29 protein-coding genes and 1 tRNA gene are annotated in these 13,960 nt (G+C 35.1%); all 30 read right to left on the bottom strand.

The window, feature by feature from the left end; genetic code table 11:
* Positions 1-13: 13 nt before the first annotated feature.
* Positions 14-304 (bottom strand): hypothetical protein, encoded by a 291-nt coding sequence (locus tag DXD92_RS03300; RefSeq protein WP_118640055.1) that lies wholly within the window; start codon positions 302-304, stop codon positions 14-16.
* Between the two features lie 23 nt (positions 305-327).
* Positions 328-401: transfer RNA gene (locus tag DXD92_RS03295), tRNA-Ile, on the bottom strand.
* A 241-nt stretch (positions 402-642) separates the two neighbouring features.
* Positions 643-1,089, bottom strand: a complete 447-nt coding sequence (locus DXD92_RS03290; protein WP_158581755.1) for an NUMOD4 domain-containing protein — start codon at positions 1,087-1,089, stop codon at positions 643-645.
* A 615-nt stretch (positions 1,090-1,704) separates the two neighbouring features.
* Entirely contained in the window at positions 1,705-2,139 is a 435-nt protein-coding gene (locus DXD92_RS03280) for a helix-turn-helix domain-containing protein (RefSeq protein WP_118640052.1), read from the bottom strand.
* Between the two features lie 241 nt (positions 2,140-2,380).
* Entirely contained in the window at positions 2,381-2,650 is a 270-nt protein-coding gene (locus DXD92_RS03275) for a hypothetical protein (protein WP_147399283.1), read from the bottom strand.
* Positions 2,622-2,951 (bottom strand): hypothetical protein, encoded by a 330-nt coding sequence (locus tag DXD92_RS03270; protein WP_118640050.1) that lies wholly within the window; start codon positions 2,949-2,951, stop codon positions 2,622-2,624. Before DXD92_RS03270 ends, DXD92_RS03275 begins: the two co-directional genes overlap by 29 nt.
* Before the next feature lie 173 nt (positions 2,952-3,124).
* Complete coding sequence (locus tag DXD92_RS03265; protein ID WP_118640049.1) at positions 3,125-3,508, bottom strand: hypothetical protein; 384 nt, start codon at positions 3,506-3,508, stop codon at positions 3,125-3,127.
* A 2-nt stretch (positions 3,509-3,510) separates the two neighbouring features.
* Entirely contained in the window at positions 3,511-3,927 is a 417-nt protein-coding gene (locus DXD92_RS03260) for a hypothetical protein (RefSeq protein WP_118640048.1), read from the bottom strand.
* A gap of 15 nt (positions 3,928-3,942) precedes the next feature.
* The gene (locus DXD92_RS03255) at positions 3,943-4,575 is read right to left on the bottom strand and encodes a hypothetical protein (protein WP_118640047.1); all 633 of its coding nucleotides are present in this window, start codon (positions 4,573-4,575) and stop codon (positions 3,943-3,945) included.
* 67 nt (positions 4,576-4,642) lie between these two features.
* Complete coding sequence (locus tag DXD92_RS03250; protein WP_118640046.1) at positions 4,643-5,002, bottom strand: hypothetical protein; 360 nt, start codon at positions 5,000-5,002, stop codon at positions 4,643-4,645.
* A gap of 392 nt (positions 5,003-5,394) precedes the next feature.
* The gene (locus DXD92_RS03240; protein ID WP_118640044.1) at positions 5,395-5,739 is read right to left on the bottom strand and encodes a hypothetical protein; all 345 of its coding nucleotides are present in this window, start codon (positions 5,737-5,739) and stop codon (positions 5,395-5,397) included.
* A gap of 4 nt (positions 5,740-5,743) precedes the next feature.
* Positions 5,744-6,022: a hypothetical protein gene (locus DXD92_RS03235; RefSeq protein ID WP_118640043.1), complete on the bottom strand. Its 279-nt coding sequence runs from the start codon at positions 6,020-6,022 to the stop codon at positions 5,744-5,746.
* Entirely contained in the window at positions 6,019-6,240 is a 222-nt protein-coding gene (locus tag DXD92_RS03230; protein ID WP_118640042.1) for a THUMP domain-containing protein, read from the bottom strand. The genes DXD92_RS03235 and DXD92_RS03230 overlap by 4 nt, the downstream gene beginning before the upstream one ends.
* A 6-nt stretch (positions 6,241-6,246) precedes the next feature.
* Positions 6,247-6,429, bottom strand: a complete 183-nt coding sequence (locus tag DXD92_RS03225; protein ID WP_118640041.1) for a hypothetical protein — start codon at positions 6,427-6,429, stop codon at positions 6,247-6,249.
* A gap of 189 nt (positions 6,430-6,618) precedes the next feature.
* Positions 6,619-6,927 (bottom strand): hypothetical protein, encoded by a 309-nt coding sequence (locus DXD92_RS03215; RefSeq protein ID WP_118640039.1) that lies wholly within the window; start codon positions 6,925-6,927, stop codon positions 6,619-6,621.
* Positions 6,928-7,196: 269 nt separating this feature from the next.
* Positions 7,197-7,487, bottom strand: coding sequence for a DUF3307 domain-containing protein (locus DXD92_RS03210; protein ID WP_243104829.1), 291 nt, complete (start codon positions 7,485-7,487; stop codon positions 7,197-7,199).
* 24 nt (positions 7,488-7,511) lie between these two features.
* Complete coding sequence (locus tag DXD92_RS03205; RefSeq protein WP_118640038.1) at positions 7,512-7,733, bottom strand: hypothetical protein; 222 nt, start codon at positions 7,731-7,733, stop codon at positions 7,512-7,514.
* Between the two features lie 123 nt (positions 7,734-7,856).
* A complete protein-coding gene (locus tag DXD92_RS03200) occupies positions 7,857-8,141 on the bottom strand; it encodes a hypothetical protein (RefSeq protein WP_118640037.1) in 285 nt (94 codons plus the stop codon).
* A gap of 66 nt (positions 8,142-8,207) precedes the next feature.
* The gene (locus tag DXD92_RS03195; protein WP_118640036.1) at positions 8,208-8,837 is read right to left on the bottom strand and encodes a DUF5052 family protein; all 630 of its coding nucleotides are present in this window, start codon (positions 8,835-8,837) and stop codon (positions 8,208-8,210) included.
* Positions 8,838-9,009: 172 nt separating this feature from the next.
* A complete protein-coding gene (locus DXD92_RS18440; protein WP_158581754.1) occupies positions 9,010-9,153 on the bottom strand; it encodes a hypothetical protein in 144 nt (47 codons plus the stop codon).
* A complete protein-coding gene (locus DXD92_RS03190; protein ID WP_118640035.1) occupies positions 9,150-9,407 on the bottom strand; it encodes a hypothetical protein in 258 nt (85 codons plus the stop codon). Before DXD92_RS03190 ends, DXD92_RS18440 begins: the two co-directional genes overlap by 4 nt.
* Before the next feature lie 263 nt (positions 9,408-9,670).
* Entirely contained in the window at positions 9,671-9,925 is a 255-nt protein-coding gene (locus DXD92_RS03185; RefSeq protein WP_158581752.1) for a DUF6440 family protein, read from the bottom strand.
* Positions 9,926-10,080: 155 nt separating this feature from the next.
* Positions 10,081-10,494: a hypothetical protein gene (locus DXD92_RS03180; protein WP_118640033.1), complete on the bottom strand. Its 414-nt coding sequence runs from the start codon at positions 10,492-10,494 to the stop codon at positions 10,081-10,083.
* Between the two features lie 14 nt (positions 10,495-10,508).
* Complete coding sequence (locus DXD92_RS19155) at positions 10,509-10,640, bottom strand: hypothetical protein (protein WP_279220634.1); 132 nt, start codon at positions 10,638-10,640, stop codon at positions 10,509-10,511.
* A gap of 50 nt (positions 10,641-10,690) precedes the next feature.
* A complete protein-coding gene (locus tag DXD92_RS03175; protein ID WP_118640032.1) occupies positions 10,691-10,990 on the bottom strand; it encodes a hypothetical protein in 300 nt (99 codons plus the stop codon).
* A gap of 23 nt (positions 10,991-11,013) precedes the next feature.
* Positions 11,014-11,499, bottom strand: a complete 486-nt coding sequence (locus DXD92_RS03170) for a hypothetical protein (protein ID WP_118640031.1) — start codon at positions 11,497-11,499, stop codon at positions 11,014-11,016.
* Positions 11,500-11,519: 20 nt separating this feature from the next.
* A complete protein-coding gene (locus DXD92_RS03165) occupies positions 11,520-11,840 on the bottom strand; it encodes a hypothetical protein (protein ID WP_118640030.1) in 321 nt (106 codons plus the stop codon).
* Positions 11,841-11,906: 66 nt separating this feature from the next.
* Entirely contained in the window at positions 11,907-12,206 is a 300-nt protein-coding gene (locus tag DXD92_RS03160; RefSeq protein ID WP_118640029.1) for a hypothetical protein, read from the bottom strand.
* A 269-nt stretch (positions 12,207-12,475) separates the two neighbouring features.
* The gene (locus tag DXD92_RS03150) at positions 12,476-13,378 is read right to left on the bottom strand and encodes a hypothetical protein (RefSeq protein WP_118640027.1); all 903 of its coding nucleotides are present in this window, start codon (positions 13,376-13,378) and stop codon (positions 12,476-12,478) included.
* A 135-nt stretch (positions 13,379-13,513) separates the two neighbouring features.
* Positions 13,514-13,960 (bottom strand): IS66 family transposase (locus DXD92_RS18885; RefSeq protein ID WP_243104828.1); only part of this gene is annotated, 447 nt, incomplete at its 5' end.

Here is a 13,960-nt window from a genome sequence, read left to right as displayed (position 1 = left end):
TAGATAATCCTCCTTATTCGTTGAATCTTTGTCGAAGCTCAGCCATCACCTCATCCTTATTTTCAGGATAGATAAATGCTGAATGTGACATTTTGTTCATCTTATTCACGTAATAGTCCTGATTCGGCTGGTGCTTAGCCGTCGCGCATTTCTTTACCTCGAGCGTGCTCCATTTATCTCTATAGAGAATGAGCAAGTCAGGAACTCCCTGTAAATATGAACTGTCATTTTTCAGTACCATACATCCTGGGAATTCTTTCTTTAACTCTTTAATTAGATTTGCCTGAAATTTACTCTCTAACATAACGGAGCCTCCTTAAAAACATATGGGCCTTCTGGGTCACGATCCCAGGACCTTCCGGTTATGAGCCGGATGCTCTAACCAACTGAGCTAAAGGCCCAAAATATAAAGAAGCTGCTCTGGCATATTTTCGTTTGGCGACTGATGTTCTCTATCTTTCAAAGCGAAGGTATGAAATATAAATGATTAAAATTCACGGATGGGAGGAAAGGTAGCCCAAATTCCGCTACAATATGCCAAAATAAAAAGTGCCAACAAGCAACTTCTTCTCATAAAAGGGTATGTTTTTAAAGCGCACGGGGTAGGTGGTGCGTAGGATGTGAATATAGATTTAGACTTAATTACTCGATAAATTCGAAATGATATCCGAACTTATTAGAATTAAATGGATAGCCGACGCATCTGCTGATCCTTGATCTACTAAGACCAATGCATTTGCTGGCTTCAGATATCGAGTCGTAGACTTCTCCTGTTTCCACGACTCTAATTTTCTTACCCTTTGTTTTCGGCTCTAAGGTAAGATTGTTTGCACCGACATGCTTTTTGCTTCCATCATTATAATGAATATAAGATGACATGACATCTCCATGCAAAAATGATTCAGCGACCAATCGTGATACTTTTTTCTTTTGCTTTTTATGATTCTCATAAAGGTACACCATAGCATTACCCTGAAAATCATAAGAAATAGTTTTAACACGACCTGTCTTTGAGTTTTTAACTCTTCCAGCATCACTAACTTGATATACATCGCTGGTTCCAACGGGTTTCCACTGTTCTTCTTCCACTCGCTCCTCCTTCCGAATATTCTGGTTATTTGTGGCGAAATAAAAAGAAGAGGTTTATGTCCCTCTCCCTCATAATAGGCTATGTTTTTTTCGCGAATAAAATAAAAGGGCCTGAGTATTTAAACCCAGACCCAAATATTTCTTATTTTTCAATTGCAGGATCAAATGTACATACCATAATCAAACCTCTTTTAATGAATCAAATTACACCATATACAAAATCGCATGTTATTTGCAGAATAAAGATGTCTTCCACATTTGTTACATCTTTGCCTTATCATAACCATAAAATAGAACCTCCTTGAAATGCGGTTTTCTTTTACTCATAATAATATGGTAAAACAATCCACCCTTTTAACACCGCATAGCCTAATAAGTGTTTATACATTCTCTTTTTTGTCATACCACAAAATGCTCTTCCTGCTGAATTTATCATAGATTCATACGGAAATAATGCAATCATAACTTCTCGTAACGTTGCTCTTGTATACATATTTAAAAAAATCAAAATCTGGGTCAAATAATTGTTTTTTAATTTTTCTTTCCATATTCCATTGTTTAGATCGAATATCATATGGAATAAATGATGTGTTCATATTATCAACCTCCAAAATATTAACCATAGATTAATTCATTAATGCTACACTTCAAAGCTTTCATAATTTTCAGCAAATTATAAACTGTCGGAATAGATTTTCCGGTGCAGTATCTGCTTATCATAATTGACGATATACCAGTCTTTCGTGAAAGCTCATATTGAGTCATTCCAACCCTCATAAGCTTGTAATATAATCTTTCAGAAAAACGCTGATTGAAATCCTCCTCTGACAGTTCAATGCCTTCGGTTTCATCAAATATAAGATAAATGCTTCTGCTCATGAAATCATAAATATATCTTTTGCCGCCCCCCGTCTTTAGTGCTATTTCCATTTGACCACTTGGATACCAATCAACAATATCTTCCGCAAGTTTCGGATATTCCTCAACAAATGAATCAAATACCGGTCCCCAATAATCTTTTCCTTTTTTCATTTTGCTCGCCTTTCTCATGATTTATTTTCTGCTATACAAAAATAAAAATTTTTCACAGTTCCTATTTCATTTCAAAGTAAAAATTAAACTCTATTTTAATTTCTTAAAGTCTATTTTAATTTTTTCCCTTATACAAAATAAGAAAAATAAAAATTTTTAGCCAAAATGATTTATTGCTATACAAAAATAACCCGATTTTGGCATTTTCTGCTATACAAAAATCATTGACTCCTTATTTTCTGCTATACAAAAATACACGTCACTCGTCAAAATCTCCCTCTAAATTATCGCTCCATTGATCGTAAATATCATCCGGCAGCTCATTTTTATTATGTTCAGTTGTTCTAAATCGTGTAAGATTTCCCATAGTTCTCACGCTTTTCATAATATAATCTGCTTGTGTCTCTCCATCGATGGCGCATAATTTTACGAATTCGTCATAAAATTCTTCGGGAACCCTGACGTTCAACTGTCTAGTTTTCCTCTGCCCTTTTATAGGTCTACCACGCTTTCGTTTTATCTCTTCCAATACTATCCCCTTTCAGCAAAATATCATCACAACAATTATTGAATAATCTAAAATATCCTTCCCTATAATTCACGGAAGCACGCGCGATTATATTCCCATCTGAATCATAGATATCAGCAAGAGGTTGTCCACAATCAGGGCATAATAAATAATGTCCAACCACGCCACTTCTCATATCACTATGCTCTAACATCGGGTAATTATAATCATATTGAAATTTACAGCCACAACTGCATTCACTTTCGAATAATTCTCCTCTGATTCTATCATGAAATTTCCCATAGGTCTTAATTCTGATCATTTTACAATATCCTCCACACTCTCAATCAATATTTTCTTAAAAATATCTTTTTGTTTGCAACTTCCGTCAGGATACTCATGCGGATGTTCTATGGTGTTTTCACATAAATTGAAAAATACACAAGATAAACATTCACAAATTCTATATACATTTGACTTCTGCTTCACGAAACATCAATCCTCCAATTCACCATGTCCTCCAATTTCTTTACCATCGACAGAAATATGATAATCGAAATCTTCATCCTGAATATCTTCCCAGCTTTCTTTCGCACCCGAGTTTATGAATTTCCGCAAAAGTTCTGGGATTTCGTTAATAAAATCTTCGAGTTCATCAAGATCTTCGAGCTGATCATGCCCATACAGTCGATCAAGATTCCCTTTCTTCACACCCGTGTAGCATAAATCCCACCCAGATCCAGATCCGCTATCGATAATTGTATATATGTTACCATTAAAAATAACTGTAGCATTCATATCCCAATAATATCCATCATTGTATCCGGATGATTTAATAATATTAATCTCTTTTCCATCAATAGTTTCTTTTAAAATCATAACTATTTCTCCTCTGATATATTACATAGTTTCATATAAATCTTGTTAAGTTGCATTGCCACATATGAAACTATAAACATTGTTCTTTGATAGTATAAATTCTCAATATTTTGTCCACACCCATATATCGAATTGGCATCTATCGCTGCTTGCTTGCGAACTTCTTCGAATGTTTCAATAAGCATTACATATCGCATACTATTATTCATATTTTCGTCCGCTGAAAAATCGGTACGCTTTAGCATCGATTTGAGTACCTGGTTTGTATACATTAGTCCTTCTGTTTGAAAAAGATGATTGTGTTTTTGCCATACATCATCTGGCATGTCTTTACAGTATTCGCAATATCCATCGACGGTCTTTATATTGTCTTGAATCTCCTTCTCGATAATCTCTCGGGCTTTCGTGTATTTGCTCATAAAATATCAATCCTTTCAAATCCCAGCATCATAACAATCAGCCAAATATGTCGTAATAACTCGCTGCAGATCATTTTTCGCACGTTCCGTAGCATCTGCCAATTTTCGATCATAATATGTGTTACATATAGTTAACCTATTAAATATTCCTTCAAAACATAAAGCATCACGATGAATAGGTGCACTTTTTCCCATGAATATCATCGCATCGCCATGGCCAGCCTCAGATAATTTCTCTAAATATGTCTTCAAAGAGTCAACCGTAAGACATTCTCCATCAAATTCATCGGTTCTTCTGGCTTGTAATTCATCTTCTTTTAGTTTTTCTAAACAAGTTTTACCTGTTTTCAATAATTTAAGCACATCTCCAAATGACGGCAGTGAGATACAGTCTTTTGATTCCAGATAGATTTTTACATCGTCACTATTCAACTCGTACTCGTCTACGTAGAAATAAGTTGGAACAGCAATTTTGTAATATTTGGGCAATATTGGAAAAATCATAATCGTAACCTGCTTCTCTGGCCAAATAATTTTAGTAAATCCATTAGAATCATCAACCTCGAAATTGCCACACTTTTGCTGAACAAGTTTTCCTAAATAAAATTTTTTTAAATTATTGGCATTCGTATAAATATTAATAACCATAATATCAATCCTCCATTTTTCTATAAAAAGAAAAGACCCAACGCATTTTCAGCGCTGAGCCTTAATCTCAATTAAGTGATACATAAATCGCCACTTCAAGATTTTTCACATATCCATAAATCTCGCCACATTCAGTAATATCAGATCGTAATTCAACCTCATTGAGCCATATGTCTTTGGCGTTAGCTATTCTCAACGGTTCCCTATGTTTTTCACAAATAAATTTAGAATATTCTAAATAATATCCATTCTTTCCGGGATATAATTCATAAAATTCTTTATTCCATTTTTCATACATAGGATTAACCAGATCGACAAATACATTTCGCCGTGCCACGAACTCCTTAATAAGATAATTTTTAACCTGCTCTCCTAATACCGAAGCACCCAATCCTTTAAATGTGAAATTAGCCACCATCGTTGCCATAATATAATCACTCCTTTCATTAGAGTCTATGTAAATAACGCGGCTATTCTTTCTGCCCATTAAGAATCTTTAAAATATCATTGAATGATCCCAAGCAAACACATGACCTACCTTCAAGTATAAACTGAAGTGTAGCCGCTGTGACCGAATTATTCGTATAGTAATAATCTGGGAAATTTGCTGATCCGTCAAACCAGACCACTGGCGGTAAATAAAGTATTCTGACTAGGATATTCTGCGTATGAAAATAAAACTCGTACCCATTAAACATTGGACGATATACAAGATAGGTGCAACCAGGAACTTCGAGAAGACGCTTTGTATAATATAGAAACTCATCGCTTGTTTTATAGCACATGTAAATATCAATGATCATGTTTTCCATTCCTTTCCTATTTATTATCTCCCGAATATCTTTTGCGAAGTATTTCCTTGTATTCGTTAAACCACTCTTCCACATGGCAAACATCTATCTTGATTGATGTACCCTCTTTGGTTTTATAACTATCCCAGAAGCTGTTATCGATTTCCTCTTTAATATTGCAAATTATTTCTTTGAGAGGAACCATTTGTGTAATATTATTCTTGGGTATAATCTCAACTATAAAGTTGCCACTTTCCACATACTCCATCTGAATAATCACCATATCTCTATCCTCATCTTTCCTATGGGTTGGATTATTGATATACTGATCTGACCAAACTTCAATCCTCGAATCTTCTCTTGTCTTTATCATAATTTTATTCCTTTCTGAATGAGTTTCTTCCTATTATAATAGGGGTTTTAGAATATTGACGATCAGTTATTTTCAGAACTCCTCTTTCCTCAGCGATTAAAATAGTTGCCAAAGCCATAAGTGTTATCAAGTATGATCTATTTTGATTACGCGGAGAACAATAAATAAACTGCATGTTATTGTCTGCTGCTTCGTATGCATCTCTAAGAAACTCTTTCTGACTATTCGTCAGAGGTGCAGCACTCCAAATCTTTTCGACATATTCCATAATATCAGTTTTCATTCTTTTATCCTCGCTTCCGCGCCAAATCTATAGTGCACAACGGCATCTTCAAAACATGGTTCCTCTGTAAAGTTTCTTTCTCGCATCCCGACATGTATTTCGATATCGTATTGGTCCACATTAATCGTGCCGCCGTATTTTTTATTTATAAATTCGGCTATTATCTTTTTAACATCTTCCTCTGTAAGCTCGATATCTATATATCTATTAACGTTCATTCCACATCATCCTCCTTGATTTCTGTTGACTGGTCTGCAATGTATCACAATGCCATTTAAAGGAGTTATGATTTCATATTCATATTGGTGAATATCAATGTCCGGAATATTTTTCCGAATCTTTTCAAAAAGCATATCCGAAATATCATCGGCTGTAAATTTGATAATCATATCACTAACAATTTCCATCTTCATTCCTCCTGTAGTCTTCCACGTTGAATCCAAAGCACCATTTAATCATTTTCTTCTGAAACCAATTAAAATGATAGTCTACGAATATCAAAAGGCTATAAGTCTCTCCAATTTTTATAGTAGAACCATTTATAATATCAGGTTCTACTGTCCCAAGATGATATCCATGTGTTTCCATAAATCCTCCTATCGATCCATATAAATATCAAGCACTCCGAATTTATAATGGCAATCTTTATTTTCTTTGCTCATATCTTCAAGAATTTCGATAATAAATTTGCCAAAATTAGATCCTTCTTTATAATAAAAATTTAACATTTCTACCGCTTGGTATGTAATAAATCCCATTGCACTTGAATCAGTCTTCGTAGCTTCGATTTCTAATGGAATAATTTCCTCATCTTTTAGATTAGAAAGCATTTCTATTATTTCAGTTTTTCCAAGCCCTTCATCGATTGGCTTCTCCTTTAAAATAACATCATACTTATCTTTCATATGCTAATCCTCCTATTCATCCCAAAATATATTCAAACAGTCCATAATAGCTGCTATGAGATTCATAAATGCAACATCAAACTTTTTAAATATGATACACAACATGATGCATACAAGGTTTGCTACCAGCAATATTTTCCACATTGTCTTTTCCATTATTTTAGCTCCTTCTCAAAGCAACGATAAAACATACTGATTATCATTGTCTAATGTCCACCACCAAGGAGATTGCAGTCGTTGTTTTCTTTTTACTTTACCCATTTATTCTCCTATAAAAAGTAAACGAGTGATACAAAATAATGCAAAACTTGGTCAGTTACATATGATATTTTTTGATATCTCGCCTTTAGCGGATCAATAATACAGTGTGTCACAAAAACAACTCCAAGCTGCCAAGTTAATCCAAAGGCAAGATAAAATGGTAAACAATACAACGCACAATGTACGAACAAATGATACCAATTACTTCCTTTGGTCTTTGCAATAAAATCATTTTGTAAAACATAATCACCAACCAAGTGACAAAATACTAATAAAATTACCTTATTCATATATTCCATACTTGACATACCTCCTACTCTCGCTTAACATGGACATACCGAATAAAGGTCCTGAACTTCTTTCAGACATTCCATCATCAAACCATAATCTGTAAATCTATCAATATCTTTGATAACTGCCGTGCTGCCGCATACATTAATAAAGATACATTCTGCATTTTCACAATAGTCTACAGTCACACGCTTGTTATTCGTGCATTCATTGGCTTCAAACATCTCATTCATCTTTTTAATCCAGTTTTTCATTAGAAATCCCTCCAAATAATTAATTCAGAATATGGCAGATTTTTTACCCATCGACCATTTCATAAATATCCATCAAAATATCAAAAGTAAATGTTATACTTTACAATTCTCTTCCAAAATCTTTTATCCCTCCTCTAATTCTCCGAAAAGCTCTTCGTATTTCGCAAGATCTGATTTTATCAATAGTTCCTTTACCTCATCTTCCGTCAGAACCTTGCCATATGTTGATACATCTTTTTCGTAAGTCAGAAACCAATGTCCTTTTTTAGTCTTATACAGTTTTGTGGATTTGGCGCTATATGAGACATTTTTCCCAAGAAAATATCCAGGATAGTTATATTTGCATTTTTCTGAGATTAACTCCATTTTATCAGTGTCGTATTTTAATTTATCAATCACAAATATCATATTTTCGTCCCTTCTCGTCCGTTGTTACAGAACGGCAAGCTATACAATTTCGGTATATTTTTGCTATTAGTCCAATAATTCTTTGTCAATAATCTGAAAGTTAGCTCTATGAATATAAAGTGCTTTTCCGTCAATCATTAATTTTGTCGTTTTCGGCAGATCTTCGCATACCTCATAATACACACTATCACCAGAATAAGCGCAAATCGGATCACCAAGCTGAGACTGGATGACGACTACACGAGCCTTACCGAAATAATTCTTAAATCTATTGACAACGCTTGCAATAATAACATTCTCTCCAAGACTACCATCAGTTTTACTATTAATTACTTCTGGACTTTGAAAATCCACATCAGGATTTAATCCCTTTTCCGCAAAGATCATTGTAGTACCGCAGTTCTCCACTTCCTTACCATCAATTGTAACCGTAACTACGCTGGATAATTTTTTCGTATAGCCCCAACTGCCGTCTGAATACGTTTCTTCTTTTATAACATTTGAGTCCAAGTCAATTTTCTGCCCACTCATATCCATGAATTTTTCGCCTTCATTCGTATAAAATGAAGCATTATATGTATTACCAGTGATAGAACCATTGAGATCGTTTACTTCGCTATTCAACCCTTCACAACCTGTGAAACAAATTGTAAGAATAGACACTACTAAAAATCCTGCTACTAATTTTTTCTTCATGTATATTTTCCTCCATTAGAATTCCTTTATTATGTTCTTTTCGCGTTGTTTTATCGCCTTTTTCATTCATTCTTTTCGTTATTCCAGACATAACTAACATGAAAAATATCACGACTGTATTTCAGCAACCAATATCAATGGTTACAAAACAAAAGAGCCTTTATTCAAGGCCCTATTCAATGTCTTTCTCTGATATTATAGATTGCTCTCCGGTATCCTCCATCTCTATCAGATATTCTTCTGTATCCTCGTACACCTCTAAGATAATGGCATACTGTCCTCTGAATCTAATCTCGTCTCCTTCATAAAATATCATTTCTTTTCCTCCTCGTTATAAATTAGTTTAATCCCGCGTGTATCTGGAATTTTGAACGCCTTAATAAGCCGACCGCACTTAGGGCATCTTTCAGGACTGATCGCTGATTGATGTATATAGTGTGCTTTATGAATATCTCCCTCTTCTGCATCAGCCGCATATACTTTTATTGGCGGTTTAGGATTATAATCGTATTCGAAATGTTTGAAGATGTACCCACATTCACAAACTGGTTTAAAAGTTACTATCGCCATATGTGTTCCTCCATTCGAGCTTTTTCAATTAACGCATGTCCCTTTTCAATGCCTGCCTCATATCCTTCAGAATATCCGCAACGAAATATAGCGCTGTTTTCTTCAGCAGTAACTAATTTTTCAGAAATTACTACGGATGAACTCGTCTATAGTTTGAAATATAAATTCATCAAGTGTTTCGGTGACCGACATATGTACATTATTGATGGTTTTCTCAACCTCGCGAATATAGTCGGCATCCGATGCTTTATTAGAAATATCCATCACTTCTTCTCCTCCACCATTAAAGAGCCATCCGCGTTGTATCTCGGACAAAGACTGTTTAATGAATTTTCGTCATATACGAGTAAATAGTGCACACCGGTCTGCTCATCAACATAGTCAGCAAGTTTATTTGTCATCCCGATTCTCCACATTCCCTGACTATCATTTTCTCTGAAATAGAACGAATTGGCATAAACACCAGTTCCACATCCAATCAGCATTCCAATAACAAGTCCGATTACGCAAAATAACATAATTCTATTTTTCTTCATTTCTATTTCCTTTCCTTTCTCATTTTTATAAAGCATCCAGCCAGTCTTTGCTTGGACTATGGCTCTTAAATATCATGTAGTGTATTTTCCACGTATGTTCTCATATCTCTGTTTGATGAAGTTGATACATCTTCTCACTATTCATACACCCCATTTTCGATAGACACTGGAGAATTCCATGCTCCATATTCTTTCACAATTTTTCTGGTTTTTAGATCGACTTTGAGGTATCCTTCTAATGAGGGAAAACCTCCGTCGTAACCTTTAATATACAAATATTCATCTACGACCTTAGCTCCGGTAACGCTCATCGGTGAATCCGCATAATATGGATCACCGATTTCATGCGCCATATCGTATACAGATTCAGCTTCATTGTTCTCGGCATGTTCGAGTGCCTTTATTGCCTTCTTTATCGCAAGCGTATAAATAATAGTTCCAGCATCCGGATTAATAAGGTAATAGTCTGCGAGAAGTATTTTTAATATCTCTGCTGTTTCCTTATTTGTTAGCTCGCCATCGCCATTCACAATATCATTCAATCTTCCCATTTCTAATCCTCCTCCTATTTCTTATTTTTCATTAAAATAAGATTAATTGCGATTGCAAACAAACCTGCCGCAATAAGATAAGCTGGATCATTTCCGCCATACAGAAATCCGAGTACACATAATAAACCTAAAGTGCATTCAATCATTCCATCTAATCCTCCTTACTTATAGTCGCGCGATTTTCCAGTCCTTTATTTTAATTGTGTTTTTCCATCATTTCACGAAGGTTAATAGCTGGAATAATACAATCCCTTGCGAAATATCGTTCAGCAATCTCTTCCCACTCTTTTTCAGATCGGGCAATTTTGATTGGCTCTTTCGGATTTCTTTTCTTAAGCTCAGAAATATATAAATAACAGCTCCGGACGAATATTGCAGCATCTTCTGAAGAATATCCATGCACGAAGACCAACTCGTCCGTTAGTCCAATGATAGCTTTCTGAAGATTTCTGTCATCTAATTTCTCGACCTCAGTTTTACTTACATTTTTTATCATATTGTTAGCTCTTTTAAATATTTTTAATATACAATGGCATCTCTCTCAGCTTTATAAACAATATCATTCATGGTTTTTTCACATTTTTCACTACAAATATAATTTTCATAGTTATACTGCAGTCTATTTGTCATATGCCCACAAACGCAGCATGGTTTTGCCTGATCCGTTAAAATATAGCCGTCTGGTGTTTCTTTCTCAAGCTCTTCTTTTAACAATCTTTTGAACTCCTCCGCATATTTCTGCGAGTCTTTTTCATATTTGATGCGCTTATTATTCCATGCGATATAGTCATTTGGGTATTCAGCCTTATACTCTGGTGCTACGAGATTATGCTTTTCCAGAATGATCAGACCACCTCTTATTCTGGCTTCAGTTTTTCTTGATAATGATTGTCCATTCATATATTTATATAATGATCCTATCCCAACACCGGCAAGTTTTGTAAACCGTACCGATCCGAGATTATATTTTTCTAAATATTCATGAATAGTATCTCGTGTAAACATATCTATTTCCTCTCTATATTTTATACGGACATGTCTTTTAGGTCTTCCTTGAGAAGAAGGAGAAAGTCTTTCAAATCTTCAAGAGTAAATCCTTCCTTATTGCAGGTATTGGTTCGACCTAAGTGTTTGTAGTAATTAATAATTGTACCACTGGCAAGATGAATGATATAAAACTCGTCATCCGCATAGTAAAGCAGGAAATCTTCTGTGTTTTTTACACCCTGACACATGACTTCAATGTCAAATATTTCATCAGAGGTGAATACATTCCGGAATACTTTTACAAAATCTTCCCGTTCAAAATGGTACTGTGGAAGATCATCGAGATATTGACTGTACATATTTATTTCCTCCATAAATAAAGAAAAGAGTCTGAATATATTTCACTTCAGACTCTTTTGATATTTTTATTCGACAATGCCACCATGTTTCTCGATCAATTCGTTTACAATATCAATTGGGACATATGAATATACATTACCCATTTCTTTAGGGTCTTGCACATAATCACTGATAAGATCATCTAATTCGCTTGGAAAGTTAAGCTGTACACTTTTATATGGCCACGCTTTATTTTTGCATGGATCGCAGTGATGAAAGACGGATGCGCCTATTGAGATCTTAAATCCATCTTTACATACGAGTCTGTAGGTAACGTCTCCATTCTCTATAAAAATCTTTTTTAAAAACTTATTGATTTTGTCCATAATAGACCTCCTAAACAATAAAAAAAAAGGAGTACTCATAAAGAGTAACTCCTCAAAATATCAATCAATGCTATCGATATTATCAATCATATAGTTTGTACGAATCCTAAGATTTTCCAAAAAGTCTTTCGAAATATTGTCAGATGGTGCCAGCCATATTGAAATGGCGAAATATCTATCTGCCCCTTTCTGATCTCTATTGTCTTCTTTTCTCCAGGAACTCTTTAGAAAATATACAGATAGTCTCCGCCTAAGTTTTCTTATAAATTTCATTCCGACCAGTCCATATCAACTTTCTGAATATAACAGCTCTGATAATCCACAAGCATAACCGAATCTTTTTTAAAGTTTATAATACAAGGCTCATTCGCATCAACATACGTGTCATATATAGCTGTTTTCCACATTGCTTCATTATATTCACCAATGGTGGACTTATCTGTCGAATTGTATTCTTTATATTGCTCGTTGTTTTCGAACAGAATTATATTACTGCCTTGCTCGTCATCATTGCTTAAATACGACAGAATATAAGTTCCCTCTTCAATTTGATCCGATGAATATAATCCGGGCTTAAGGATTTCGCCGTCATTTAATATATTTTTATCTTTTCCTGTAGACGATTCGCCAGTTAAAGATCCATAAGACTGATCCATAATTAGAACATTGCCATCCGAAATATTTACTGAGCATGTTTCATCTGGATATACATATGTGCAGTAATATGAATTTGCTTGGATAGCATCATCCTCTTCTCCGATTATGGATCTGGGACTCGTGCGATAATATCCCATATAGTCATCAATAGTCTCAAAAATGATTATTTCCATTGAAGAATCTTCGCCCCTGTTCGTGAAAGTATAGCTTCCAGCTTTCAAATCATCTCCTACAATATATATTCCAGATGCTATACTTGATCCATCATTTTCATACCAATCGGTGTCAGTCACGACATCTTTTGAATCTGAGACTATGCTTTTGCTTGATGATTCCGTTTCTTCTTGTTTCGTTTCTACTGAATTTGATGATAGATCATTATTGTTTTCGATTACACCGCTGCTATCTTGGTGCGTTGTATCGGTCGACACTGATTTCTCAGTTCCTTGGCATCCTGTAAAACAGATAGTTGTTCCTAATACCAAACATACAATGATTGCTCTTTTACTTTTCATATAAAGCCCTCCTTTTATTGGTATTATTGTATCATACTTTCCACAAATATAAAAGGAGGTAAGCGCAAAATATTGCTACGTTACTCATGAATTACGCTTGCACCAAAATGATAGATGCAAGCGTTTTACTCTATTTTAGTTTTGACAGTTCGTTTTCGCAGTCTCGCTCCATGGGGCAAGCTGTTCCAACTGTTCATCTGACATTTTATCGTCTGGCCGCTGTGATAAGAGATATGTCAGATATTTATAGGTATTCAGATCATTCGCTTTTGCCATCTCGACCATTGTATACACAATAGCACTGGAGGCAGCTCCTTTCGGACTGGCACTGAACAGCCAGTTCTTCCGGCCAACAGTGAATGGTCTGATTGCATTCTCGCTAAGATTGTTGGATAAACTGCAATGACCGTCTTCCAGATAGGTCATCAGGGTGTCTTTCCGATTTTGGGCATAGTTTACCGCTTTCGCCAAACGGGTTCCCTTGTTTGGGCGCTGTTGATCCAGCCAATTCCAGAATGCCTCCAGTATCGGCTTCTCCTTTTCAAGACGAAATTGTTTTCTCTGCTCCGCAGTGTGATTTTT

Source organism: Blautia sp. TM10-2, assembly GCF_003480845.1.
GTDB lineage: Bacteria > Bacillota > Clostridia > Lachnospirales > Lachnospiraceae > Fusicatenibacter > Fusicatenibacter saccharivorans.
Note: the sequence above shows the minus strand (reverse complement) of the source record. Positions and strands in the feature narration are given on the sequence as shown.